Annotated in this window: 16 protein-coding genes; 4 read left to right on the forward strand and 12 right to left on the reverse strand. The window is 50.9% G+C overall.

All coding sequences use genetic code 11. The features are described from left to right. Positions 1–83: 83 nt before the first annotated feature. Both ACQKPA_RS11955 and ACQKPA_RS11960 read right to left on the reverse strand, forming a co-directional pair. On the reverse strand, positions 84–1103 hold the full coding sequence (locus ACQKPA_RS11955; protein WP_427492427.1) for a Gfo/Idh/MocA family protein: 1020 nt from the start codon (positions 1101–1103) through the stop codon (positions 84–86). 25 nt (positions 1104–1128) lie between these two features. Further along, on the reverse strand, positions 1129–1902 hold the full coding sequence (locus tag ACQKPA_RS11960; protein ID WP_216532801.1) for a sugar phosphate isomerase/epimerase family protein: 774 nt from the start codon (positions 1900–1902) through the stop codon (positions 1129–1131). Between the two features lie 139 nt (positions 1903–2041). Here ACQKPA_RS11960 and ACQKPA_RS11965 point away from each other — a divergent pair, with 139 nt between their 5' ends. Next, the gene (locus tag ACQKPA_RS11965; RefSeq protein WP_071222296.1) at positions 2042–2869 is read left to right on the forward strand and encodes a helix-turn-helix domain-containing protein; all 828 of its coding nucleotides are present in this window, start codon (positions 2042–2044) and stop codon (positions 2867–2869) included. Between the two features lie 308 nt (positions 2870–3177). Here the strand turns inward: ACQKPA_RS11965 and ACQKPA_RS11970 are convergent, their stop codons facing one another. From ACQKPA_RS11970 to ACQKPA_RS12015, 10 genes are all read right to left on the reverse strand, one after another. Beyond that, positions 3178–4428: an MFS transporter gene (locus ACQKPA_RS11970; protein ID WP_427492429.1), complete on the reverse strand. Its 1251-nt coding sequence runs from the start codon at positions 4426–4428 to the stop codon at positions 3178–3180. A 196-nt stretch (positions 4429–4624) separates the two neighbouring features. Next, a complete protein-coding gene (locus ACQKPA_RS11975; RefSeq protein ID WP_427492431.1) occupies positions 4625–5509 on the reverse strand; it encodes an arylamine N-acetyltransferase in 885 nt (294 codons plus the stop codon). A gap of 137 nt (positions 5510–5646) precedes the next feature. Continuing rightward, the gene (locus tag ACQKPA_RS11980; protein WP_427492433.1) at positions 5647–6711 is read right to left on the reverse strand and encodes a bifunctional transcriptional activator/DNA repair enzyme AdaA; all 1065 of its coding nucleotides are present in this window, start codon (positions 6709–6711) and stop codon (positions 5647–5649) included. 270 nt (positions 6712–6981) lie between these two features. Continuing rightward, positions 6982–8094 carry an RNA-guided endonuclease InsQ/TnpB family protein gene (locus ACQKPA_RS11985; RefSeq protein WP_427492434.1) on the reverse strand — a complete coding sequence of 371 codons (1113 nt, stop codon included), beginning with the start codon at positions 8092–8094 and terminating at the stop codon, positions 6982–6984. A gap of 316 nt (positions 8095–8410) precedes the next feature. Then, entirely contained in the window at positions 8411–9280 is an 870-nt protein-coding gene (locus ACQKPA_RS11990) for a carbohydrate ABC transporter permease (protein WP_427492436.1), read from the reverse strand. Positions 9281–9298: 18 nt separating this feature from the next. Continuing rightward, a complete protein-coding gene (locus ACQKPA_RS11995) occupies positions 9299–10174 on the reverse strand; it encodes a carbohydrate ABC transporter permease (protein WP_076322415.1) in 876 nt (291 codons plus the stop codon). 45 nt (positions 10175–10219) lie between these two features. After that, positions 10220–11545 (reverse strand): extracellular solute-binding protein, encoded by a 1326-nt coding sequence (locus ACQKPA_RS12000; protein WP_427492439.1) that lies wholly within the window; start codon positions 11543–11545, stop codon positions 10220–10222. 97 nt (positions 11546–11642) lie between these two features. Beyond that, the gene (locus ACQKPA_RS12005; protein ID WP_427492441.1) at positions 11643–13214 is read right to left on the reverse strand and encodes a response regulator transcription factor; all 1572 of its coding nucleotides are present in this window, start codon (positions 13212–13214) and stop codon (positions 11643–11645) included. Then, positions 13195–15015, reverse strand: coding sequence for a sensor histidine kinase (locus tag ACQKPA_RS12010; RefSeq protein WP_427492443.1), 1821 nt, complete (start codon positions 15013–15015; stop codon positions 13195–13197). Before ACQKPA_RS12010 ends, ACQKPA_RS12005 begins: the two co-directional genes overlap by 20 nt. Positions 15016–15432: 417 nt before the next feature. After that, the gene (locus tag ACQKPA_RS12015) at positions 15433–16500 is read right to left on the reverse strand and encodes a copper amine oxidase N-terminal domain-containing protein (protein WP_427492445.1); all 1068 of its coding nucleotides are present in this window, start codon (positions 16498–16500) and stop codon (positions 15433–15435) included. Between the two features lie 925 nt (positions 16501–17425). Here ACQKPA_RS12015 and vgb(C) point away from each other — a divergent pair. The 3 genes from vgb(C) to ACQKPA_RS12030 all read left to right on the forward strand — a co-directional run bounded on the left by vgb(C) (position 17426) and on the right by ACQKPA_RS12030 (position 23082). Next, positions 17426–18316: a streptogramin B lyase Vgb(C) gene (gene vgb(C), locus ACQKPA_RS12020; protein ID WP_427492447.1), complete on the forward strand. Its 891-nt coding sequence runs from the start codon at positions 17426–17428 to the stop codon at positions 18314–18316. Positions 18317–18475: 159 nt separating this feature from the next. After that, positions 18476–20125, forward strand: a complete 1650-nt coding sequence (locus ACQKPA_RS12025; protein ID WP_427492449.1) for an SWIM zinc finger family protein — start codon at positions 18476–18478, stop codon at positions 20123–20125. Next, complete coding sequence (locus ACQKPA_RS12030) at positions 20122–23082, forward strand: DEAD/DEAH box helicase (RefSeq protein ID WP_427492451.1); 2961 nt, start codon at positions 20122–20124, stop codon at positions 23080–23082. Before ACQKPA_RS12025 ends, ACQKPA_RS12030 begins: the two co-directional genes overlap by 4 nt. The last annotated feature ends 857 nt before the right edge of the window (positions 23083–23939 follow it).

Consider the following 23939-nt stretch of genomic DNA (forward strand, 5'->3'; position numbering starts at 1 on the left):
CATCCCTAAGTTATGCTTTGCTTTACTATCCCGTACAAACAAAAGGAAGCCGTACGCATACGGCTCCCCTCTACACTCATCTATTACAGCTTTACGATTTTACCAGTCTCTTGGGATTCGAATGCACCCAGGATCACGTTCAAGGAACGCAGTCCTTCCTCACCCGAAATGCTAGGCGGCGTGTTCGTGAGAATGGATTCGACAAAAGCGTCGATGACGCCGCTCGGAACCTGCTTCTCATTGGTTGCCATGGCTCCGACCTTGTAGGTCTCTACCGTACCGTCGGTCAGCTCAACAACCACCTCATCGCCGTTAACGGTACCGATCTTCATGGCACCTTTCTCGCACCACAATACCGTACCGTTATCGCCAGATCTGTAATGCGTCCAGCTTGCCATCAGCGTGCCCACAGCCCCGCTCTTCATACGAACGATGCAAGTCGCGTTGTCGTCCACATCGGTTCCTTCTTTATGGACCGTACCGATGAAACCTGCCACTTCCACGATTTCATCGTTCAGCAAATAACGGATAAAGTCGGATTTGTGCACGCCGAGATCGCCCATGGCGCCCATAATCGCTTCTTCTTTGCGGAAGAACCAGCTGTCGCGACCATCCAGACTCCAGCTCTCCGGACCGCCGTGGCCGAAGGAAGTACGGAAGGTAAGCACTTTGCCTAGCTTGCCGGAATCCAGAATTTCCTTCGCTTTTACGTGCGGAGGCATGAGACGCTGATTGTGGCCGACCATCAGGTAAACCCCATTTTTGCGGGCTGCCTCGATCATTTGCACTCCCTCTTCAGCCGTTGTTGCCATCGGCTTCTCCACCAGGACATGAAGGCCGGCATTCGCAGCTGCGATGCTCATTGGAGCATGCAGATAGTTCGGCGTACATACGCTAACAGCGTCGAGTTTCTCGTTCTTCAGCAGTTCTTGATAGTCTGTATAGGCTTTACCGCCGTACTGAGCTGCCATCTCTTCGACGCGTTCTTTTACCGGATCGGCAAAAGCAACCAGCTCCACGTTAGCATTGTTCGCATATTCAGGAATATGTCTGCGCTGGGCGATCGCGCCGCAGCCAAACACAGCCACTTTAATTTTACTCATCGATAGTCTCCTTTGTGCTCATAAATTAAAATTGGTTCAGGTAGTTCTGCTTCAGCCAGTTCATGCTGTTCTCCACGCTTTGCAGCGGTGGATTCTGACATACGTCCTGCTCGACGATCAGCCATTCCGTGCCTGCATCGGATGCAGCCTGAATGACGCCCGGCAGGTTAACCGAGCCTTGGCTCAGCTCAAGTGTCTTCATGTTGCCTTCCGCATCCTTGCTGAAATCTTTCAGGTGAAGCAGCGGAAGACGTCCGGCGTATTTCGGAATGTAGGCAAGCGGATCTTGTCCGGCGAATTGTACCCAGCATACGTCCATCTCCACTTGCACGGCTTCCGGCGTCGTTGCGGAATACATCGCATCAAAAACGAACTGGCCATCAACCTCGGCTTCGAATTCAAATGCATGATTATGGTATCCAAAGATCAGTCCCTGCTTGCGGGCTTCGGCCCCCACTTCCTCCAAGAAGGAGAAGAGGTTCTTCCAATCCTCGGCATCTTTACGATCTTCTTCGGCCACATATGGACACATCATATATTTAGCGCCAATGGTTTTCAGGTAATCAATCTCTTTCTGCAGATCTGCACGAAGCAGATGCAGGCCCACGTGACTGCCGATCGCTTTCAGGCCAAGCTCTTGAAGAAGCGTTTTCATTTCCTCGGCCGGAATGTCTCCATAACCTGCGAATTCCACGCCTTCATAACCCAATTCAGCGACTTTGCGGAGCGTACCGCGAAAATCCTGTGCCGTTTCATCGCGCAGCGTATACATTTGCAAACCAATGTTCATTCTTCTCATTATAGCGCACCTCGATTCCAAAAATGAGTTACTGCTCTATCTGCTACTATCATACATGCAAATAGGCTAAAATGAACATAAACAATATTGCTGCAACATGAACTATCTGCTTATATTTTTACTGGGGGTTGTTACCATTATGGAAGCTAGGCTGCTCATCTGCGACTATTCCTATCACTTTCAGCAATTCAGCAACAGCCATCGGGGCGGCTTGACCACCTATCTGTTCCGACTCCAAACCGAAGGCTCCTGCGAAATCTACTGCAACGGCATCGAGCACCACGTGCAGGCAGGCGACCTGCTACTGCTGAAGCCCGGCGATGAATACGAGCTGCGGGTGAAGGAAGACGGTGAGGATGGCCGGGTGTCCAGCGGGGATTATTTTATATTCTGCGACGGCTCCTGGATTGATGATTGGTGGAACCGCATCCCCCGCCCTGTCGTCAGTCACGTCGGGCTCGACGATTATTTGCTGGGTCTGTGGAGACAGATGCTGCTGGAGAAGCGGCGCGGACTTGAAGGAGAAATCGGGGAGTTGACCGACTACCTGCTGCGCAGTCTCTGCCTCTGCCTGGACCGCGCCATTACCGAGATCAAGCCGACCGACCGCCTTGCCTTCACTGCCCTGCGGCTGAAGCGATTCGTGGAGGAGCATGCCACCCTAACCTTCAAGCTGGAGGAAGCTGCTTCCCATGTCGGGCTCAGCTTATCCCGGGCGGTCAAACTGTTCAAGGAGTATTACGGAAAAACCATGATCCAGTACGCCCTCGAGATCAGGCTGAACGCAGCCGTCGAGCGCATCAAATACAGTACGATGACGCTGGAGGAAATCGCGGAAACCTGCGGCTTTGCCAGCTACTCCTATTTTCACCGGGTATTCCGGGCCAACTATGGCGTATCCCCGGTCAAATTCCGGGAAACGGCAACGGTGCCGGCAAGGCCGGGACAGGAGAAAAGCCCCCGCTGATATTTTTCTACTATAATAATGAAGTAATAAAAAAGCAGCTTATGCTCACCCAAAAAGGAGGAGCTTGGCTGCTTTGCACATTAATAACCTCGATATATTCTCCTAAATGCCTTTTCAGGCCACACCATTTCATATTATCGCGGCTCCGGCGACGGCAAAGACCAGCGCGAAATAAACGCCTACCCTATGTCGCCTTTCCCTCTCTTTCGTACCTGCTGAACCGTACTGTGTGTGGTTGAAATTGAAATCGTGCGGGAGCACTAAGATCCCACAGGTAACGGCACAATGACCGCACAGAAAGTAACGATCTAATGACTCACATCCGTCGTATCATCCATCCGGGCAGCCCGCATCGGTGAGAACACGAACCAAACTCCAACTACAGCCAGTCCGGTGACAACGACGCTTAATGCTGTGCGAAATCCATATACATCTGCGATTAAGCCACCCAGAGGCGCTCCAATAACGATCATACTGCGGTTGATAGACCTCATGGTGGCATTCATACGCCCATGCAAGTGTGCAGGTGTGATCGTCTGCCGGTAACCCATCTCAATCGGACCCTCAATCCCTAATGCAAAACCATAAAACAGTTGCCCACATCCGATCAAGAGGAAGGTCTGAATCGACAGATCACCGTTGTCAGTGGTTGGTGCCAGAACCATGAACAGGACCGCAGGTGCATACAAGAGTCTGGCAAACGTAATGCTGCGTCCAATTCCAAATCGCCTGCTGACCCGGGTTGATAACGTCGTGCCTATAACAGCGCCAATCCCGGCTGATGTCATGACCAGTCCCAGGGTTGACGCATTAAACCCTAATTCGGTGAGAGCGTAAGTTACCAGCACCGTACCCAGCATACTGTTAAATAGAAACCACACATGGGTATTGAGTGCCAGCGTGCTAAGAAACGGATGCCGGTAGACCCAGTGCAATCCTTCCTTTATCAATTCAACAATGCGTTCATTCGAGGCCTTTTCCTGTATGGGCTGATGTTTAATGAAAGCCATCACCAGCCCTGAAAACAGATACGAAGCTGCGTTAACCAAGATGGCAAACGGAGCCGTAACGATGGAGACTAATAAACCGGCAGCTGCGGGGCCGCTGGTTTCCGCAACGGCTGCGCTTTGCTCTAACCGTGCATAAGCGGGCAATAACAACCTTCTCGGCACGAGTTGGGGCACAATAGATTGAGATGCGGCATCATTGAATAACGACATCGCCCCGAAGAGTATCATGATGATCATCAGAATGCCCACATTGATTCCATCGAACAATGCCAGTAGGCAAATCGCTACGAGCAAGATCCCCCGTCCCATATCGGTCAGTACCAGGATGTTCCGACGACTGACGCGATCAATAATCACTCCCGCCACCAATCCCAGCAGAACATAGGGTAGCCACCTCGAGGAATTGATCCACCCCACATCAACGGTACTGCCTTCCAGGTTAACCACCACCAGCACTTGGAGAGCGAGTGTGGTTATATACGTACCAAAATATGAAATGGTGGAGGCTAACCAGAAAAATACGTAACTCTTATTGTTGGTGAGATTCATCTCTAACCTCCATCTGAGCGCCGTATTTTTCGGGTTAATTGTATATTGGAGTCACTGCTGAATGAAGTCACGAGCGCTATAACTAGTTAGATTGTAGCATATCCGTAACAGATAGAGTCGTGCTCATTCCAATCGATTCCACGATCAAACCATACGTCGACTTATCGACAGAATGAATGTGTATGTTTCCAACGTTCTACTCAAGGGAATTCGTTATGGCGCTTCCCTTAAAAATATCATATCCGAGTTCCTGAAGAACCTTCACGGCATCTTCAATAGGCAGCTTGGGAAGACGAAATTCCTGATCAATAACCTCTCGCAGCTCGCTGAGATCGGATAAAATGCGCTTTTCTACCTTCCCGTTTGCATACCGGATACTCAGTACATTATCGACCAGAGACAGCGAGCGCTGCTGATCCAATTGCCAGAGCTGGCAGCGTAATGCAGAGGTGAAGAGATCATTAGGCTTGAAGTACTCCCTTATGGCAGGTTGGAAGTCATCGAATTGATACGTTTCCCGCGTGTCGAATGACCAAACCAATTCTGTAATCAGCCGACCATCCACATACCGATAATACGTATATGTTCCCGGTTCATCCCCTGGGCGCAATCTGACTTCAATCCCGGCATATTGGGAAACCTGCCCGGGGTCGGTTTCCAAACGAACGGGTTCGAAAAAAGGCGCAGAGTTCCCGCAATCGACGTAAACCTCTTCGCTTTCGTTGGGCAGACGAACAAGCAATCCAACATGCCCTCCGCCCAGCAATGTATAACGCGTTTGGAAACCAAGCTGGTTCAATAGCTGATGAAGACTACTGTTAATCATATAACAAGTGCCTCCTGCATTTAGCTGCCACAGCTGATCTACGAATCTCTTCTCATCCTGCTCTAATCTGCCTTTTTGATGATATTCCCGATACTGCAGCAACGTGGTAACGTTCTCGAACGGTACACGCTGATGATGTGCAGTGCAAATTTCGGTTAAATATTCCAATGAAGCCTCCCTTATCGGGACTTCAATATATTGCAAATAGTTGTTTGCCCACTGAGGCAGTTGTCCTTGATTCTGCACAATGTTCACGCTCCCTTTTCCTCTGATGTAAGGTATGCTCTTTATTTTAAACATTCTATATATCATTACGTCATACCAATGACTGCATGATCTATACAAAAATGGTCTTACCTATAGGTAAGACCATTTTCTACGACGAAAGTCTACTATTCATGTATGGTTGCATTGCTCATCGATTTCTCATGATGCAGCAGCCACTGCTTGCGAGACAATCCTCCGCCGTATCCGCCCAATTCGCCGCTCGTATTGATCACACGGTGGCATGGAATGACAATCGCGAGTTGGTTGGCGCCATTCGCTTGGGCAACGGCACGATAAGCGGTGGGTCTTCCCATTGTTGCTGCGATTTCGCCATACGAAAACGTTTGTCCGGGTGGAATCTGCAGTAACTGGTCCCATACTTCTTTTTGAAACGGCGATCCTAACAGGAACAAGGGCGTCTTGAATTCCGTTAATTTCCCGTCAAAATACGCGCCGAGCTCAAGCTCGATCGAACGAATCGGAGCTGTGTAACCCGGAACGATTGCTGACTTGGTTCTCTGCCGAAGACGCTCAACCTCACGCTCCAAGCCCCGACGGTCTACAAATTCGAGTAAATACAGCGCCTCCTCATCTGCGATGGCCATCATCGGTCCGAGACGCGTGTCGATCCATGAAGCTTTTAAGATGTTATGGTGCCCCGATCGGCTAGGCGCCGCGCCCATGATGCGGGAAAAGGCATCCCTAAAGCCGCTGCTGGACTCGTAGCCGGTTGACAGCTGCGCATCGATGACGGCATGCCCCTCCCGGATTTGCTTCAGGGCAAGTCCCATCCGCCGGGCACGTGCATATTCAACGAAGGTCATCCCGAACCGCTTCTTGAATTGGCGCCTTGCCGTCGAAGCATCCACGGACAGCTTCTGAAAGTCCTGGTTGGTCCATCTTTTCTCCGGGTTTTCTTCCACCGCCTCGACGAGCAGCCGGACCAGGTCTGACACTTGATTGGGGTGTGATAGCGGACGACATCGTTTACAGGGTCTGAAGGAAGCAAGCAGCGCTTCTTGAGCCGTCTCGTAAAATTCGCAATTTTCCATCTTCGGTTTCCGGGCTAGGCATGTCGGGCGACAGAATACACCGGTTGTCTTCACACCCACGTAAAAGACGCCTTCATACTCGGTTTTCTTATCCAGCAGCGCCTGATAATACTCCTGTTGGTTCGCGGCTGATATCATGTTTGGTTCCTCCCTGTATCTTTTGTCCATTCTATATGGCGATAATGATGTGTGCTGTGCTTCCCCTATTACAAATCATGTGCCTTACCTTTGTGTTCCTATTATATTTCTTTTGCCTACATGACGTAGCCGAAAATCGTGCATCAACAACTCATGACTAAGCCACGAGCTTGTAACTGCCCGGAAGTGAGAGCGGCGGTTAGGCCTCCTTCCTTAAAATGGCGTTACGATAGGCAGGTTGACCGCTGCCTGGCTGTACAGGAGGTATACCTACACAGCCACTTCAGCGATGTACTTCATTCCAATGCGCTGAAGATTCATGGCTCCAATTCGATCATCATTAGAACTGTAGCCGCACTCCCTACAACAGAAAAGGTGCTTTTTCCTGTCGCGGTTAGCTTTGTTCCTATGTAGGCACTTCGGGCACTTCTGAGACGTGTATTCCGGGTTCGCTGCAATCACCTTGGCGCCTGAACGAATCGCTTTGTACTCGATCATCTGACGAAGTTGGTAAAACGACCATGACACAGTCTCGTATCGATTCCGGATGCGAACACGTTCTGTCACTTGGCGAATGCCTGTTAAATCTTCCACGACAAATAAGGTGTTTGCTCCGTACCGGTTAACGAGTGCCTTCGATATCCGATGGTTGATATCGGTCATATAACGGTTTTCTCGTTGTCCGATTTGTTTGATCGCTCTACGTGCGGAAGCGGTTCCAACCTGTTGTAGTCGCTTTCGAAGCCTCTTGTACTTTGAACGCTGATTCTTGACCATTCTGCCGCGGAAAAATCCGGTTGTTCCTTGCGAATCATAGCTGACGGCGATAAAGTTGATGCCCATATCCACGCCAACAATTCTTTCGATGTCATGTACAGACGGTTCGTTTACAGCTTGGGTCACGGGGATATGCAAGAAGAACTTCCCGCGCTTATGGACCAGTTTGGCTGTGCCAAATGCCCATGTTCCATCCAAATAATGTTCCATGCCTTTGCTTTTAAAGGGTACTTTGATTCTCCCGGATAAGGTATTGACTGAAAACATTCGGTTACTCATGGAGTAATCGCGATTCCAGACCAAATCGAGTTCCGGCCTCTTGAACTGTACAAGAGTCCAAGGATGTCCATTTCCTTGAATGGACTTATAGCGGGCAATGACCGTCTTCATCACCGATTGCGCCATTTGAGAGCGAAGCTGAAAATCGGCACGTAGTTTGCGATACGTCAAGAAATGCAGCTTCTGTTGATGCAGCACCTTCTCATCAAAGACGAGCTTCGATACAAATTGGCTGGCCTGCCGATATGCACGGAGCGTCTGGCATAACAATTCTTTCTGCCCTGGTGAAGGTAATATTTTGATTTTGGCGGTAACCGTTAGCTTCAATATGGCCTCACCTATCCTTTCGAGAGGATTAAAAGTATAAGGAAAAAGGTACCTAGGGTAATATTCACCATTATAACAAACGTTTGTTCCTATCCAAAGTGATTGTTTGTTTTTTAGAGAACGAAAGGGCATTCGTGATGATTTAAAGGAGGTGAAACCTTCATGATTGAAGTCACGAGTGTCCTTAAGCAAAGCATGAATTTTTTTCGATTGAACACGTTGTATTAACCAACATCACGAGCGAATAAAAGAGCCCCTTCCGAATGCATCGGAAGAGGCTCTTTCCGCTTTACGTTAAATCGGACGTTCTGACGATTTAACCTTTGATGGATCCTGCCACCATACCCTTCATGATCTGCTCCTGCAAGATCAGGTAGGCCACGATCGTTGGAATGACTGCGATCGCCATCGCTCCCATCGTCAAGCTGTAATCCGTACCGAAGCCGTCCGAGAACAGGGACAAACTGAGCGGCAGCGTCTTCAATGCCTGCGTATTGATAAATACGAGGGCGAAGGAGAAATCATTCCAGAATCGGAGGAATGCTAGAATCGATATCGTTGCCACAATCGGCGTGCAGAGCGGAAGAATCATTCTGCCGAAGATTCCCCACCAGCCGCTGCCGTCGATCATTGCCGCTTCTTCAATCTCTCTAGGAATGGATGACATGTAGGCCATCGCCAAGAAGATCGCGATCGGCAGCTCAAACGCCGTATACGGCAGAATGAGCGCACCGTACGTGTCGAGCAGGCCGATATTTTTCATCATAATAAACAGGGGCACCAGCGTGCTGTGAATCGGAATCAGCAGCCCGGTCGTAAACAACACGACCACCAGCTTTTTCAACCGAAACTCGAATCTGGACAGTACATACGCCGCAAGTACACTGAGCAGGATAGTCAGAACGACGGCCGTAATCGTCACAACCGTTGAATTCAGCATCGCTCTGCCCATATTTCCAAGCTCCCATGCCCGGAATAAATTCTCGGTCATCCACTCCTTCGGCAAGCCGTAAGGGTTGGTGAAGAAATCCTGATTCGATTTAAACGCGCTCGTAAAAAGCCAGTACAAGGGATAGAGCGTAAGAATCGCATACACAATCAGCAGCAATTTTACGAACCCGGTTAACCCCTTCGTGATGACGCGTTTCCCTGAGGCACTTCCGGTCCCGGTCGTCTGTAAATTCACATCGCTCCCTCCTTCATGTCAACTTGACTTTCTGCGCGTTGCGAAATAGTTAAGCGCGATAAGAATGGCGCTGACGATCATAATCATCGTGGAAACGGCGGAGCCGTAACCGTAACGGTACACGCTGAACGTGCTGTTGTACATATAGGTGGCAAGCAGCTCGGTCGACTGCGCCGGTCCGCCGCCCGTCATGACGATAACATGATCAAAAGCTTTCAGGCTTCCCGAGATACAGAGCACAATGGTTACGACAACCGTGCTCCAGATCATCGGCAGCGTGATTTGCATCAGCTTGTTCCAGCCGGTGGACCCATCGATTTTGGCCGCATCATGGATCTCCGGTGAAATATTTTGCAGTGCTGCGATAAAGATGACCAGATAAGGGCCGATGTTCGCCCAGTTAATCGGGATCGATATCGCCAGCATATTGACTTTTGGATCGGACAGCCAGGCACGGGTCCATGACTCCAGACCGAGCATCTCCAGCACATAGTTAGCGATCCCGAACTGCGGATGGTAAATGTAACCCCAGATGAGACCGACAACCACCGTGGAGAGAACCATCGGCATGAAGACGGCAGACCGGATGAACCTGGAGAAGAACGAATTCTTGAACAATACAATGGCCAGAATCAACGCGATTGGAACCTGACCGATAATGGATGATACGACCAGAATCAGGTTGTTTCGAAGCGCCCGCCAGAAGATCGGATCCTTGAACATCTCTTTATAATTATCAAGGCCGATAAATGTGGCGTCTCCGAACCCTTTCCAACTGAAAAATCCGTAGTAAGCTGACCAGAAGACCGGAATAATGACAAATATCAGAAACAACAGAAGCGCAGGAAGAAGAGCTATGGCTATAAATCCTTTGCTTCTCATCGCTGTAGGCATGGCAGCCTCCCCCCTCCTAATCCTTATGCAGTGGTGAACGGTTTCTTATGGAGTAGCGGATCTGGCTTGCGCGTCCTGCAGCTTCTGGGCCACACCTTCGACAGGACCGCCCATCATAATTTCCTGCAGACCGTTGTTGATGACTTCAGCCGCCTCTGCAGACAGATAGGCATCGTATACCGGCGTAATGCCTGTGGATTTCACCAGGTTAAAGGCTTTGTAGTACAAGGAAGTAACTTTGGACTGATCGATTTCGGTATCGTACATCACCATGGAGTTGCTTTCGGCAATCGCTTTTTGCGCTTCCGGTCCGCTGACCGCATAAATCAGCTCCAGCGCCAATTCTTTCGCTTTCCCTTCCGTTCTGCTGCTAAGAGCCAAACCGCCGCCGGCCCCGCCGGAGATCGTGTTAGCTTCACCTTTACCACCAGGAATCGAAGGTAATGTCGTGACTTCAATATCCTTCATTTGCTCTTCCGAGGAAGAAGCCGCCAGGTTCGTGAGTGTCCATGCACCGCTGATCATCATCGCTGCATTTCCTTGGATGAAATACTGCTCGGCTTGCGTGTTGTCGATGCTGTTCGCGCCTTCCTGGAAAGCCTTGTTATCCACCAGCTCTTTGAAGTATCCAAGCGCTTCGATAAACTCAGGATCGGTAAATTTCGCGCCATCCTGTGCTGCCGCTTTCTTGAACCATTCGGTGCCTGTCACACGGTCGGCAATCGATCCGATAATGGTGGATTGCGCAACCCATGGCGCTTTGTTTCCGAGCGCGATCGGCGTGATGCCGTTATCGTTGAACGTTTTAACCGCCGCCATCATTTCTTCCCAAGTCGTTGGAACTTTTACGTTATGTTTGTCAAACAATGCTTTGTTGTAATAGAGAATCGAAGTTGCCGACATGCCTAGTGGAGCGGAGTAGATCTGGCCGTCCTCGAACTCGTACGGATCAAACGCTCCCGGCAGGAATTTATCTTTCCAATCCGAATGCGCATCGAGCACCTCTGTAATCGGCTGAAGCAGTTTCGCCTGATGAAGCTCGGCCGACTGACTTCCTGCATATACGAAAAATACATCCGGCATTTCATTCGCAGCCGCAACCGTACTCAGACGTTGACGGTAACCGTCCGGCGGAATCGCTTGTGCATCGAGCGTCACTTCAGGATGATCCTGAGCAAACTGATCGATAAAGCTTCGGACTGATTTTGCGCGCAGGTCATCACCGGCAAAGTTATGCCAGATGGTCAGCTTGACCTTCTCTTGATTGCCTTCATTTCCTCCCGCCTGCTCTTTGCTTTGCCCGCCTCCGCAAGCTGCAAGGACCAGTGACATCATCAGCAGTACAAGACCTATTTTACGTTTTGGTCTCATGGTCAATCCCCCTTTTTAATATACGAAAATGATGAAACGTCTTAGATGATTAATCCAAGTATATAAAAGGATGTAACGCTTACATAGGGGATATAATTCAGTCCATAGAGGGACAAAATTCAGGATTTGCCCGATACTCCGAGGGGGTTTGTCCCGTCCATTTCTTGAACAGGCGGTTAAAATACTTAATATCCTCATAGCCGACTTCATTCGCGATTTCACTGATTTTGGCTGGCGTTTCCCTTAGCAGATGCATCGCTTTTCGCAGTTTCGCCTGGGTCACGAATTCGATATAATTCTGTCCGGTTTCCTTCTTGAACATCTCGCTGAAATAGTTGGGGTTCATATGAACATGCTTGGCCACTTGTTGGAGAGACAAGCTCTGTCCCAGATGCTCATGAATGAAGGAGATCGCTCGCTGGACGGGACTTGTCGTCGACACCATATCACGGTACTCCTTCATGATGAGCCCGAGCGAATCGACCAGCACCTTCTTTGGATTCTTGGTCAACTCGCGGATATCGTACGTCTCTTCCACTTTCACCGGACTGGTATAGCCGATAGACGTCGCAGCCCGTATAAGCCAGCGCTGTGCCGAGACGATCAGGGAATGCAGGTAAGCCTGAACCGAGCCGGGCGTTGCCTGGCCCTGACTTTGGATGCGCCGCAGCAAATCCGTCACCCATGCCTGCAAGTCGGCGGATTCTCCCGAACGCAGCAGGGATGACAGCTTGGTTTCTTCTTCCATCGAACAGACCGTGCGGATGCCTGTACGTCCTTCGATATCTTCATAACGGATATGCCGTTCCGATTGCAGCAGCCACTCGTAGGAGCTGGCCTCTACCGCGGTAGCCAGCGCAATGTGCAGCTCCCTGGCGTTTGCGACCCGTCGGCCGCTGGCAGCCGTGATGCGGCAGGCGTGCGTGGATTCCATCTTCCGCAGAGCGGAATCTACCCGCCCCCAGCCATTATTCGGCTCTGCCCGCACCAACAGAAGCAGGGAGCCGTTCCACTCCAGCCACGCGCATTGCAGCATTTCGGCCAGCTCCGTGCCGATTAATCGATGCAGCTCGCTGACGTTCGATTGTTCCGCCTCTTCTGGATGCAGCGGATATACCGACAGCATCCAGATCTGCAGCACCGAGCCATTCGATTCCAAACGCAGCTCCGGGTATCGCTCACACAATTCGGCCTCGGCAGGCTCATCCAACGGTGTGCCGGAAGCAAGCAGCCTTCTCAGGAAACCCCGGCTGACAACCAACTCCTGCGCCCTTCCCTTCGCTTGTGTAAGCCTGCGCTGCAACAGCCGTTCCCTGGCTTGGACAGCAGCCTCGATAATTTCCCCGGGCCTGCTCGTCTTCAGCAAATAGTCACTTACGCCTTCCCGCATCGCCTGCTGCGCATATGAAAATTCATCATATCCCGATATAACAATGATTTCGATCTCGGGATACTGCTGCTTGACTTCATGTGCCATATCCAGTCCGCTCAAGCCTGTCATGCGAATATCGGTAAAAATAATTTCGGGCATTTCAACGGGAATACGCTGAAGGGCTTCCTCCGCTGAAGCCGCGGGCGTCAGCACCGTAAAGCCGTTATCGGCCCAATTGATCACTGTACTCAGACCATTACGAATGATCACTTCATCATCAACGATCAGTACCTTCAATGTCGCCATCCCCTTTGCCGGATAATTCAGATTGTTGAATTTCAGGTAAATCAGGTATCGTAAACATCACACGTGTTCCGGCTCCTTCCGTACTCTCCACACGCAAGCCCGCATCCTTGCCGTAATGAAGGAGCAGCCGTTTATGGACATTTCGCAGCCCGTAGCTTCCGCGCGGGGTCTGTCCCTTCTCGTACTGCAGCGGATTCTCAACCAGCTGATCCTGAAGCCATTTCAGGCGATCCGTTGTCATTCCGATGCCATCATCCTCCACCACGAAGTGAATCCCTTCAGGCTCGCGGTGTCCGCGAATCGTAATCGTCCCCATCCCGTCACGGCTCAAAATACCATGCAGCATGGAGTTTTCAACCAACGGCTGCAGCAGCAGCTTTAACATGGTGTGCTGATACAGCTCTTCCTCCACATGAACCTCAAACTTGAACTTTTCCGGATAGCGGATGGTTTGGATATTCACGTAATGACGGACATGCATAATTTCCTGCTGAATCGTGCAATATTCCTGCCCGTTATTGAGGCTGAACCTCAGGAAATCGCTGAGCGATCCCACCATCTCGGCAATTTTCACATCCTGGTTCATCAGCGCCAGCCAATGGATGGATGACAGCGTATTGTAGAGGAAATGCGGATTGATCTGCACTTGCAGCGCATGCATATCGGCCTCCTTCTTCAGCGACTCGTTCAGCTTCACTTCATCGGTAAGCTTCACGATCCGGGAGCTGAGCCGGTTATAACTGATAATGAGCTGTCCGACCTCATCGACCGTCTTAACCGGGAGCGCAGGCAGCGGCTCTTCAGGGCTCGAGTTCTTGAGGAATTTCGTTAAGACGGACAGAGGATTCGTAATTTTCTGGATCAGGAAAAGTACGAGTATAATGGCGAGCAGGATGGCCACCGAGACCGCAACCGCCGTCAATTTGATAAAGTACTGGTTCTGGGAACGGTATTCCTGTGAGGGAATGATGCCGACCAGTTTCCAGTTCACGCTGGACATTTTCTTATAGAGAATGGTCTTCTTGTTGCTCCCCTCGCCATAGTCTATATTTCCGCTGAGCCCCTCAAATTCTCCAATCGCAGGATAATAATCTGCAAGTGTAAGATTGGTCTCCATATCCGGCGGACCGGCGATAATCCGATTATTCTCGTCAAGAAGAAGGACAAACCCGGTCTTCTCTAGAACGGCCTGCCGGAATTGATTGGCAATGACACCCTGGTCCAGATTGATCTGCAGATTCCCGATCGGCTTATATTTATCCGTGCTCCGGATCGGTCTGGCCAACGTAATGACTTTCCTAACGCCTTCGAAGGTCCACTGACGATGAACAAAGGACCACCATTTGGGATGCTGCTCGTAATAGTCGGGAACCATTTCGGTAATATTCCGGAACTCGGAGCGTACCAAGGATTTATGCGAGATCGCATCTTTGCTGCCGAGCGGTTCGACGATGATGTTGGCGATATAATCTTTGGAAAAGGCCAGATTCGTCAAAAAATTGATAACCGTCGTCTGCTGGACATAGTTGCTCTGCTCGGTCTTCAGATAGGCCTGAACTCCGGTATGCCCGATGAGAAACAGCGAGATGTTCTCCACGTCTTTGACCATCGTATCCAAGTAAGCTTCCAGCTGCCGAAGCGTATTCATTCCTGTAATCTTGGCCTTCTCCTCCGTCAGGCTCTTGGCTATGTTAAAAGAGAAAATACCCAGAAACAGCAGCGGCACCAGCGTAGCGACAATAATAAGTAACGACAATTTATGCTTTAGCGATTTCCCAAGCCATTGCTGCATAAAAACACCTCGTTCAAAGTCCCTATGGTATGGGCTTGTTATATTACTTGACATTGAATGCGTTTACTTCGAAATCATTCTCTTTTCCTAGCAAAAATGTGTCAGGTTTATTAACTATCTTAGAGGAATCTTTAGACTCAAGTAAATGGTAATAAAGGCCTATGAATGGGGATGAAATCTTCTTGCATATGTTCTATATGTGCCACTTCCATTCGTTCCTTTTGGAGGTCGGGGAGGGGATAAATCAGGATGGATGGATGGAAAAACGTAAAAAAAGGGCGCAGCAGCACCCTTTTTATTAGCAAGCCCTATCATTCTATCAAGATTAATGGCTTCTCGTTCAAGTTTATACCCTCTTATTGGATATGCGTTTATATGTAGTTCTAAAGTTAGGTGTGCAATAAACGATTACTTCTCCTACTCTTCCAGACTGTATTCCATGCTATCCACCACAAACCGGTTCAACTCTTCTTGAAATCGATACGTTATTTGCAGATTCCCAGCGAAGCCGGCAGGGCTGATGCTTCCCGCAGCTTCCGTAACAAGCTGGCCTTCCGCTAGTTTGTGTCTGACAACAGCCCCGAAGCCAACCTTATCATATAAGTAGCTTTTATCCTTGGAATCATCCTCGACCCTTTGGACATACTCCTTCCCGTCGATTAAAAGCTTGATAACAAAGTGATCCGCATACTTCTCGATGTTGGATTGCACATGGCTCAATACCGCCTGTTCCAATGATTCGATAGGGATTTCCTTCAGAGTCTCTGCGTCAACAACATGCATCTCCCCCATGTAAAGCCCCGTGCCGGTCCCGTCCACATAGAACACCACAACATCAGGCTTGCCATCGCCTGTCACATCCTGGTATTGAATGACGGGTTTACGCGTACCGTCTCCACCGGTCCAGTCTTCAAAGACCCGCTTCCTTCCTTCAACCTCGACCACCATGCCTTCATATCTGCCGTATTTCGTTGCGCTTACCGGATACAGCTTTACATACCCGTTCTCCTCTGCCGTTGACACGTCGACATCCGGAGTATAGATGTAAATCATTCTCTCCTTCGTATCCCAGCCTACTTCTGCATCATACAGCTCCGCTATAAATCGGATCGGAACCATAACGTGGCCATCCTTTAACTCTGCGGGAATGGATAGTGAATATGCCTTCCCTATTCCCTTGGCCTTCAGGCTTCCCATCTCTAATGTGACTTGATCGGCACCTGTGTTGACAGTTACCGTCTTGTTCTTGTTGTTCCAGTGAAGCTGCATAGGTTTCATGTAGTACTTCATAACGCGCAAGGGAACCAGCGTGGTCTGATTCACGATGACGGGATTAACATCCGTCGTAACAATCCAATGATTGATGTTTAATTCCATTTCCTTCTTGGGTACAGCTTCAGCCTGAGCCTGTACGATGGTACTCATCAGCATCGTGGCCGCTATAGCACAGCTTACTGCTATTCTTGTCCATTTCCGGGTGATCATGTTCTCTAAATCTCCTTGAGTTGTAATATTCGGTAATGCTTATATAACTAAAACACATCGTGACCGGGATTGGTTCGTTCATATCCATAAATGATATAAATACTTCCTCTGTCGTCCCCTTCCTGCCAGGCCTCCAATTATTCACCCCATTCAATGTCAAAAATCATGACCACGCTCCTTCTGTTATGTTAGAATCAGATATGATTGTTATATTATGGAATAAAGTGTTCGAGGTTATCATTCCGGTTCCGGGAGAACCCTGCAAGGAAAATGTAGAAGGGAGGCGAGCCATATGAGTATAGGTAGTTCCAGTTCCATGTTTAATTTATGGCCCATGTTGATCTTAATCATAAACGGACTTTTTATGCTGCTTGGTTTGTATGCATTGTATCTGCTCATTAAACTTTTGATTCGTGCCATAACAGCTGTCGAACTCTACATCGATGAGAAAAGAAACCGGCGGTTGTGAGGTAAACTTCAGTTAATTCAGGGTTGAAACCATTGAATCTCCTGTGGTAAAGTCTAGGCAACCACAAATGAAAGGGTGAACCAAAAGCCAATGATCTACTAATCCTGTCCCAAGCATTTGGAAAACACTTCGATTCGATACGAGGTTTTCGGGATAGGATTCGTGCGGCTTTTTTTATATGTGACAGGTGGATGTTTGAGACTTCTACATGAAAGTCCGCATCTTCCTTGTTCATATTAGCCTCCTATTCCGAAATCTCGGAGTGGGAGGTTTTTTCTATTTTAAAAACACCAATTGAGAGAATGGAGGTTATCCATGACAGGAATTCATCCAAGCCTCCAAGACCGAACCTTCCCGATTACGGGCAACCGAGCGAGAGACTTGTTTACGCTCAGACAAATGAAGAATCCGTCTTAAAGCATTCCTAACAATTTTATATACAGGAGGCGTGTTTGCATGCAGATCACCGCACAGGAGTACAAGACAGCGAATCGGGAATCGGGACCTTATGGTATTACGACAAGACAAGATGGGACCATATGGTTCACGGAACAAAAAGGAAACCGGATCGGACGGCTCACCAAGAATGGGGATATGCGCACGTTCGAAGTGCCGACTCCAGATGCCGGGGTCATGTCCATCCTCTCTGCCCATACCGGTGACCTCTGGTTTACGGAGTACAAAGCGAATAAAATCGGAAGAATGACAATGGAAGGAACATTTACGGAATTCGAACTGCCTGAAGCCAACTCGTCTCCTTACGGCTTGACGGAGGGTCCGAATGGAGCCATATGGTTCACCGAGCTAAACGGCAACCGAATCGGAAATATAACGCCGGCAGGCGTTATCACGGAATATGACTTACCATGCGAAGGCTCTTACCCTTCCTATATTACAGCCGGTCCGGATGGCGCGTTGTGGTTCACGGAAAACCAGAACAACTCCATCGGACGGATTACGGTGGACGGGAAGATTACCGAGTACCGGATTCCAACAGAGCAATCCGGACCTGTCGGCATCACGACAGGTGCCGATGGCGCTCTATGGTTTGTCCAAATCAACGGCAATCAAATCGGTCGGATCACAACGGCCGGGGAAATTACGGAATTTAAGCTCCCGTCCGAGAATGCAAGACCCCATGCCATCACGGCAGGGGTTTCCGGGGATCTATGGTTTACCGAATGGGGAGCCAATCAAATCGGACGAATTACCTGTACCGGGGACATTACCGAGTATCCAATCCCTACCCCCTCCGCAGAGCCTCATGGCATCACCGTGGATTCCGGCGGCGAGGTCTGGTTCGCCGAGGAATGCGATCAGATCGGCCGGTTTACGATTCAGTATTAGGTTTAGGACGAAAACATATTGCTCCGCCCATAAAAGAAAGCCCGTGCAGCCTATTGCCGGGCTTTTCCAGTGCGAAGCTGCCCTGGCTTGTTTCTTCATCTATGGGAATGTGATAGATTAAATGGATACTTAGAATTATTTCTCTTAGGAGACCGTCCGATGATGAACTCAAACGAAACGTTAGATGATATACAATGGCAGACGCTGATTCAACAAACCGCCGGATTTTTCAGCGATTTGACCATTAAACGGGGATTTCAGTATTACAAGCAAGGTCGTGTCCACGACAGCGAGTCGGCGAATGAATCCGGTGTGGTCGAGGCTTCCGTGGATGGAACGGAAACCTACCGTACCAAGCTTCATCTTCACTCCCTGAGTGACAGCGAGTGCAGTTGTCCCGTTAACGAAGGCTGCAAGCATATGGTGGCTGTTCTGCTTGACTATGCTCAGCTTCAGGGTCGTTCCATTCACGCCCTGGTTAATGCGCATTCTACCACGTATGCTTCCACCTCTTCATATGACCGAAGCGAGACCGGCTTCAGCCCAGCGCAGGACCGACCGTCTGCCGGAGCATCAAAATGGAGAGTCAAGGCGGACCATTTGCCCGAACTGCCGATCACCGCATGGCATGAGCTGTTCGAAGTTTGCACGGCTTCGCTGGGAACTAATACGCAGAATTCGTTTTACGCCAAAAATGCGCTGGCTTCCCTCCATCACATTAAACCCCCGCTTCCGCCAGATCTGGATCCGTTATACGAGCTCCATGCGCATCTCTTCATTCTCGAGAAGCTCGTCAAGCAGCCCGCCAGTGCCTGGAATTCCTCCGGCTCCTACATCGGTTATCATACGCAGGTGGCAGCGGATCATATCCTGGCCAGAATCGAGCGCATCTTCCACGAAGGGCTGGAGGTCAGCGAACATGGGGAGGCATTCAGGCAGCGACTGACCGAGACCATTTCGCATGCCCGGCGGAGCATGCTGAGCGAGCCGCGGAACCGCAAATTTTACGCCCAGGTCTATATGCAGCTCTGGATGTACTGGATCTATCCTTTTGCGAAAAAAGACAGCAGCTTAATCCAGGCGGAGTTAGAGCAGCTGCAGGCAGCCGAAGCCGAATTCGGGAGCAGCCTTTCGCGCGCCTCATGGTATATGGCGCAGAGCTTAATGTCCTTCTATCTCGGAGAAGACGAATCGTCCTGGGACCTGATCAGGGAAGCAGACAAGGTCAGCAGCCTGCCCCCGGCTTCCGTCCTGGGCTTCTTCGACATGCTGCATTCAGGGCAGCAATGGGACCGCTTGGCCCGCTGGCTCCCGGAGATCGGCCCGCTGCTTGGCAGTCACCGTAACGAGCACCTCAGCAGCTATCAATACTACTGGGATGCCGTCATAGAGCACTTGCCCGGGGAGGCTGAACGGATGTGGAGCAGTCTTGCCGACATGCTTCCTTATTCGAAGGACATCTACCAGAATGCCTTGATCGCGCACGGCAGATGGCGGGAATGGATCGACTATCAACTAAGCACAGGCCGGGAGCCGCTGGAGCTCCGGGTCAGCGAGCTGGCACCAATCGAGAAGAACGCCCCCGAACTGCTGCTGCCTTTTTACCATCAAGCCGTCGAGCGGTACATCCTTCATAAGAACCGAGCCGGCTATAAAGCAGCCGTCAAGCTGCTCAAACGGTTGGCCAAGCTATATAAAAAGCTCAAGCAGCAGGAGCGCTGGGATCTGTTCATTATCTCGTTATCTGTACGAAACAGCCGGCTTCGCGCATTCCAGGAAGAGCTGCGGAGAGGAAAGCTGATATCATGAGCAGACACACAGAAACCATCACGGTCCACATGGCGCTAAGCGAATACGGAGATGCCGTCATATACGGCTCTACCGTCATGCAGGGTTATGTGTCCGGACAATACCTGAAGCACCGTTTATTTGCGTGGCACGAAGCTTCCTTCTACGGAACAGAGCTTACCGTTCAATCCGTTCAGGATATGGAAGTGGTCATCCTGCCTTCCGAGCAGGTCATACCGTTCTTTGCGGATGGACGGCTGCTCGACCATATTGAATGGGTATGGGACGAGGATTGCCTTCCCTTCATTGAAATTGCGCCTTCACTGGCAGCTTGCATTCAGGATAAGCAATACGCGCCGAGCTTGAGCGCCTTCCAATCGGGCAAGCTGCAATGGATCTGGGATGCAGAGGCGTTCACAGCGGAAGAGTTGTCCCGTCTCTCCCTGCTGAATGCAGACGAGATATGGAATGAAGGCTTGCGGGCGGCGTTCTCCGCCGCCGTTGAAGATCTGTGTTACGGCAGCGAAGAGGCCGCCGCTGACCTGCGCAGAGAATACCCGCTTCTCTTCTCGTCGAACCGCACGGCAGCGGAGGGCATGGACAACAAGTCATGGCTGATCGCTATCGGATGGCGACCGGATACCGCTCCATTCCGGCCGCTGCTGCAATTGTTGGAGCCTGACGAGGACGAAGCCGCATGGCGTCTTCGTCTTGTATTGCAAGACAAGCAAGACGCCGCGGCACTTGCAGCCGTTCGTCTGGCCGAAGACGGGCAGGCATACGGATCGTGGCCGGAGACTTGGACCGCCCATATCAAGGAGCGGTCCCCCGGCTGGCTCCAAGGATTGCAGGCAGCACTGCCGGCAAGAGTGCTTCACGCTCCTGCTGAAGACGTGCTTGGTAGGCCGCTGTCCGACGAGGCCGCATGGCAGTTCCTGACCGACGACAGCCAGCGGCTGCTCCAATCAGGCTGGCTGGTCCTGCTCCCTGCATGGTGGGAAGCTGCCAGCAAGAAGAAGCCCAAGCTGCGGGCGAAGGTACGCTCGGGCGAGGGAGAGAACGCCGAGCGAAGCAGCGGAGGTTCCCTGTTCGGTTTGGACGCGCTGGTCAATTTCGATTGGCGCATCGCCATTGGGGAAGCTACCCTTTCCGAGGCGGAGTTTGCGGAGCTTGTTGCCCGGAACGAACGGCTTGTGCGGTTCCGGGGCCAATGGATTCCGCTGGACCCCGCCCTGGTCGCCCAAATCCGCCAGATGATGGCGGGCGTAGACCGTGAGGAAGGTCTATCGTTTCAAGATATTCTCCACCTGCATCTGCTCGGGAACAACGATGAGTCGGAGCAGATTCAGCAGGATGCGGATGAAACGCGGGACCCGGAACGGATCAAGCTTGAGGTGGAGCTGAACGAGCACCTCGTGAAGCTTATCGGCCAGCTTGGCCGACAAAGCGAATGGCCGAGCCTACCTGTCCCCGCCGGTCTGAAAGCCGAGCTCCGGTCGTACCAGCATGACGGCTTTGCCTGGCTTGCCTTTTTGCGGCGTTACGGGCTCGGTGCATGCCTTGCCGATGACATGGGTCTTGGCAAAACCGTGCAGTTCATTGCCTACCTGCTGCACGTGAAGGAGACGACGATGGAGCGGGAAGAGAGCCCCCTCCCTTCCCTGCTGATCTGTCCGACCTCGGTGCTGGGCAATTGGCAGAAGGAGCTTGAACGATTCGCCCCGTCGCTCCGGGTCATGCTGCACTACGGCGGGAAACGAAGCAGCAGCGAGGATTTCTATAAAGAGGCTTACCAAGCCGATATTATCCTTACATCTTATGCTACGGCGACGCTTGATCAAGAAATGTTAAGAGACATGAAGTGGGAAACGATCGGCATCGACGAGGCCCAGAACATCAAGAATGCCGACACCAAGCAATCCGCCGCCGTGCGAAGCTTCCCGGCAAGGCACCGCGTTGCGCTGACCGGCACACCAATTGAGAACCGGCTGTCCGAGTTGTGGTCCATCTATGACTTCATCAACCCTGGATATCTCGGCAGCCTGCGAGCATTCAATCTCCGGTTCATACAGGCCATCGAAAAAGACAAGAACGAGCAGCGCACGGCCGATCTGCAGAAGCTGATCAAGCCCTTCATGCTCCGCCGCAAGAAAAAGGATCCTTCGATTCAGCTCGACCTGCCGGACAAAAACGAGATGAAGACCTATATCCATCTTACGGCCGAGCAAGGGGCGCTTTACGATCAGACCGTGAACAGCCTGCTGGAACGCATGCAAAAGCTCGAGGGCATTGAGCGCAAAGGAGCTATCTTGGCAGCTCTTACGCAGTTCAAGCAGCTCTGCGACCATCCGGCTCTGCTGACAAAGGAGCCGCTTCCGGAATTGCCGGGAGACGGCGGCTTGCTCGACACCGAGGCCGTAGTCAACCGTTCGGCGAAGCTGGAGCGGCTGCTGTCCATGGTGAAGGAGCTGCGGGACGAAGGCGAGCGCTGCCTGATCTTCACCCAGTATATCGGCATGGGCGAGATGATGCGGCAGGTGCTGCATCAAGAGCTGGGTGAGCCGGTGCTATACTTGAACGGCAGCACACCGAAGCGGACGCGCGACCGCATGATCGAGCAGTTCCAATCCCAGACGCTGCCGCCCGAAGAGCAGCCGAATGTCATGATTCTCTCCATCAAGGCCGGAGGCGTAGGTCTGAATCTGACCGCGGCGAATCATGTGTTCCACTTCGACCGCTGGTGGAACCCCGCAGTGGAGAATCAGGCGACCGACCGCGCTTATCGGATGGGACAGACCAAGGATGTCCAAGTGTACAAGTTCATCTCCATGGGGACGCTCGAAGAGCGGATCGATGAGATGCTGGAGAGCAAGCAGCAGCTGAGCGATCAGGTTATCGCAAGCAGCGAGGGCTGGATTACCGAGCTGTCCACCGATGAGCTTAAGGATCTCTTTACACTGAGGCGCGACTGGGCTTAATCGTCATATCAAGGAGTAAACGGATAGGCGATTTTGAATACTCGGCGCCAAAGGGGTGGAGCACAGCGGAATGCCTGTGGAACTCCTAGGCGGCTTCCAGATGCAGCTCTATAACCATGTCGTTGAATAAAAGAAAGCCCCGTGTGCAGATAGGGCCACTGAAAAACTTGCGATTTTTCGGAGGCACTGAGCCGACACGGGGTTTTTGTTATTTGGAGGAGTTTAATGCTTAGCGGGATTTTGTTTTGTTTACGCGAATGAAGCTTGTATGACTAAGGATTCTAAGGTTCGAACCAGTTGAAGTCCTTGTCTTGGGTAATCCGGTTCAGCTTGAGGTACTCTTGCTTATGAGGGTAATTCGGTTCAACTTAAGATACTCTTGCTGAGAAGGTAATCCGCCTCAACTTGAGGTACTCTTGCTTAGAAGGTAATCCGGCTCACCTGCGCAAGATAGTCAGTGCCAGAACGTCGAACCTGGTAGCAGGTTAATAGGTGGCGATACCATATCCATAACCGGACACAGAATACGTTATTTAGGAAAAAATCCACCATTTTTGAACTCGAACGGACCCTGGTTCCGTTATTTGCTCCAAAAAACGATGAAAACGCCGAATATGAGCCTAATAACGTACCTAGTGTCCGCTAAGTTTGAAAATATGGCGTTATCTCATAGAATAGCGGAACTGGTGTCCGTTAGGTCGGGTGCAACAAGTAGTAGATGACTTCAAGAACAGTAAGTGTCGGCACGGAATCCGCCTCAACTGCGCAAGATAGTCAGTACCAGAACGTCGGGCCTCGTAGCAGGTTAATAGGTGGCGATACCATCCATAACCGGACATAGAATACGTTATTTAGGA

Source organism: Paenibacillus sp. NPDC093718 (assembly GCF_050279985.1).
Taxonomy (GTDB): domain Bacteria; phylum Bacillota; class Bacilli; order Paenibacillales; family Paenibacillaceae; genus Paenibacillus_AQ.

What these genes read in the sequence shown, in the direction of transcription:
- ACQKPA_RS11955 (WP_427492427.1), bottom strand. Translation starts at nt 1,103, where the DNA reads ATGAGTAAAATTAAAGTGGCTGTGTTTGGCTGCGGCGCGATCGCCCAG.
- ACQKPA_RS11960 (WP_216532801.1), bottom strand. Translation starts at nt 1,902, where the DNA reads ATGAGAAGAATGAACATTGGTTTGCAAATGTATACGCTGCGCGATGAA.
- ACQKPA_RS11965 (WP_071222296.1), top strand. Translation starts at nt 2,042, where the DNA reads ATGGAAGCTAGGCTGCTCATCTGCGACTATTCCTATCACTTTCAGCAA.
- ACQKPA_RS11970 (WP_427492429.1), bottom strand. Translation starts at nt 4,428, where the DNA reads ATGAATCTCACCAACAATAAGAGTTACGTATTTTTCTGGTTAGCCTCC.
- ACQKPA_RS11980 (WP_427492433.1), bottom strand. Translation starts at nt 6,711, where the DNA reads ATGATATCAGCCGCGAACCAACAGGAGTATTATCAGGCGCTGCTGGAT.
- ACQKPA_RS11995 (WP_076322415.1), bottom strand. Translation starts at nt 10,174, where the DNA reads ATGCCTACAGCGATGAGAAGCAAAGGATTTATAGCCATAGCTCTTCTT.
- ACQKPA_RS12000 (WP_427492439.1), bottom strand. Translation starts at nt 11,545, where the DNA reads ATGAGACCAAAACGTAAAATAGGTCTTGTACTGCTGATGATGTCACTG.
- ACQKPA_RS12010 (WP_427492443.1), bottom strand. Translation starts at nt 15,015, where the DNA reads ATGCAGCAATGGCTTGGGAAATCGCTAAAGCATAAATTGTCGTTACTT.
- ACQKPA_RS12015 (WP_427492445.1), bottom strand. Translation starts at nt 16,500, where the DNA reads ATGATCACCCGGAAATGGACAAGAATAGCAGTAAGCTGTGCTATAGCG.
- ACQKPA_RS12025 (WP_427492449.1), top strand. Translation starts at nt 18,476, where the DNA reads ATGATGAACTCAAACGAAACGTTAGATGATATACAATGGCAGACGCTG.
- ACQKPA_RS12030 (WP_427492451.1), top strand. Translation starts at nt 20,122, where the DNA reads ATGAGCAGACACACAGAAACCATCACGGTCCACATGGCGCTAAGCGAA.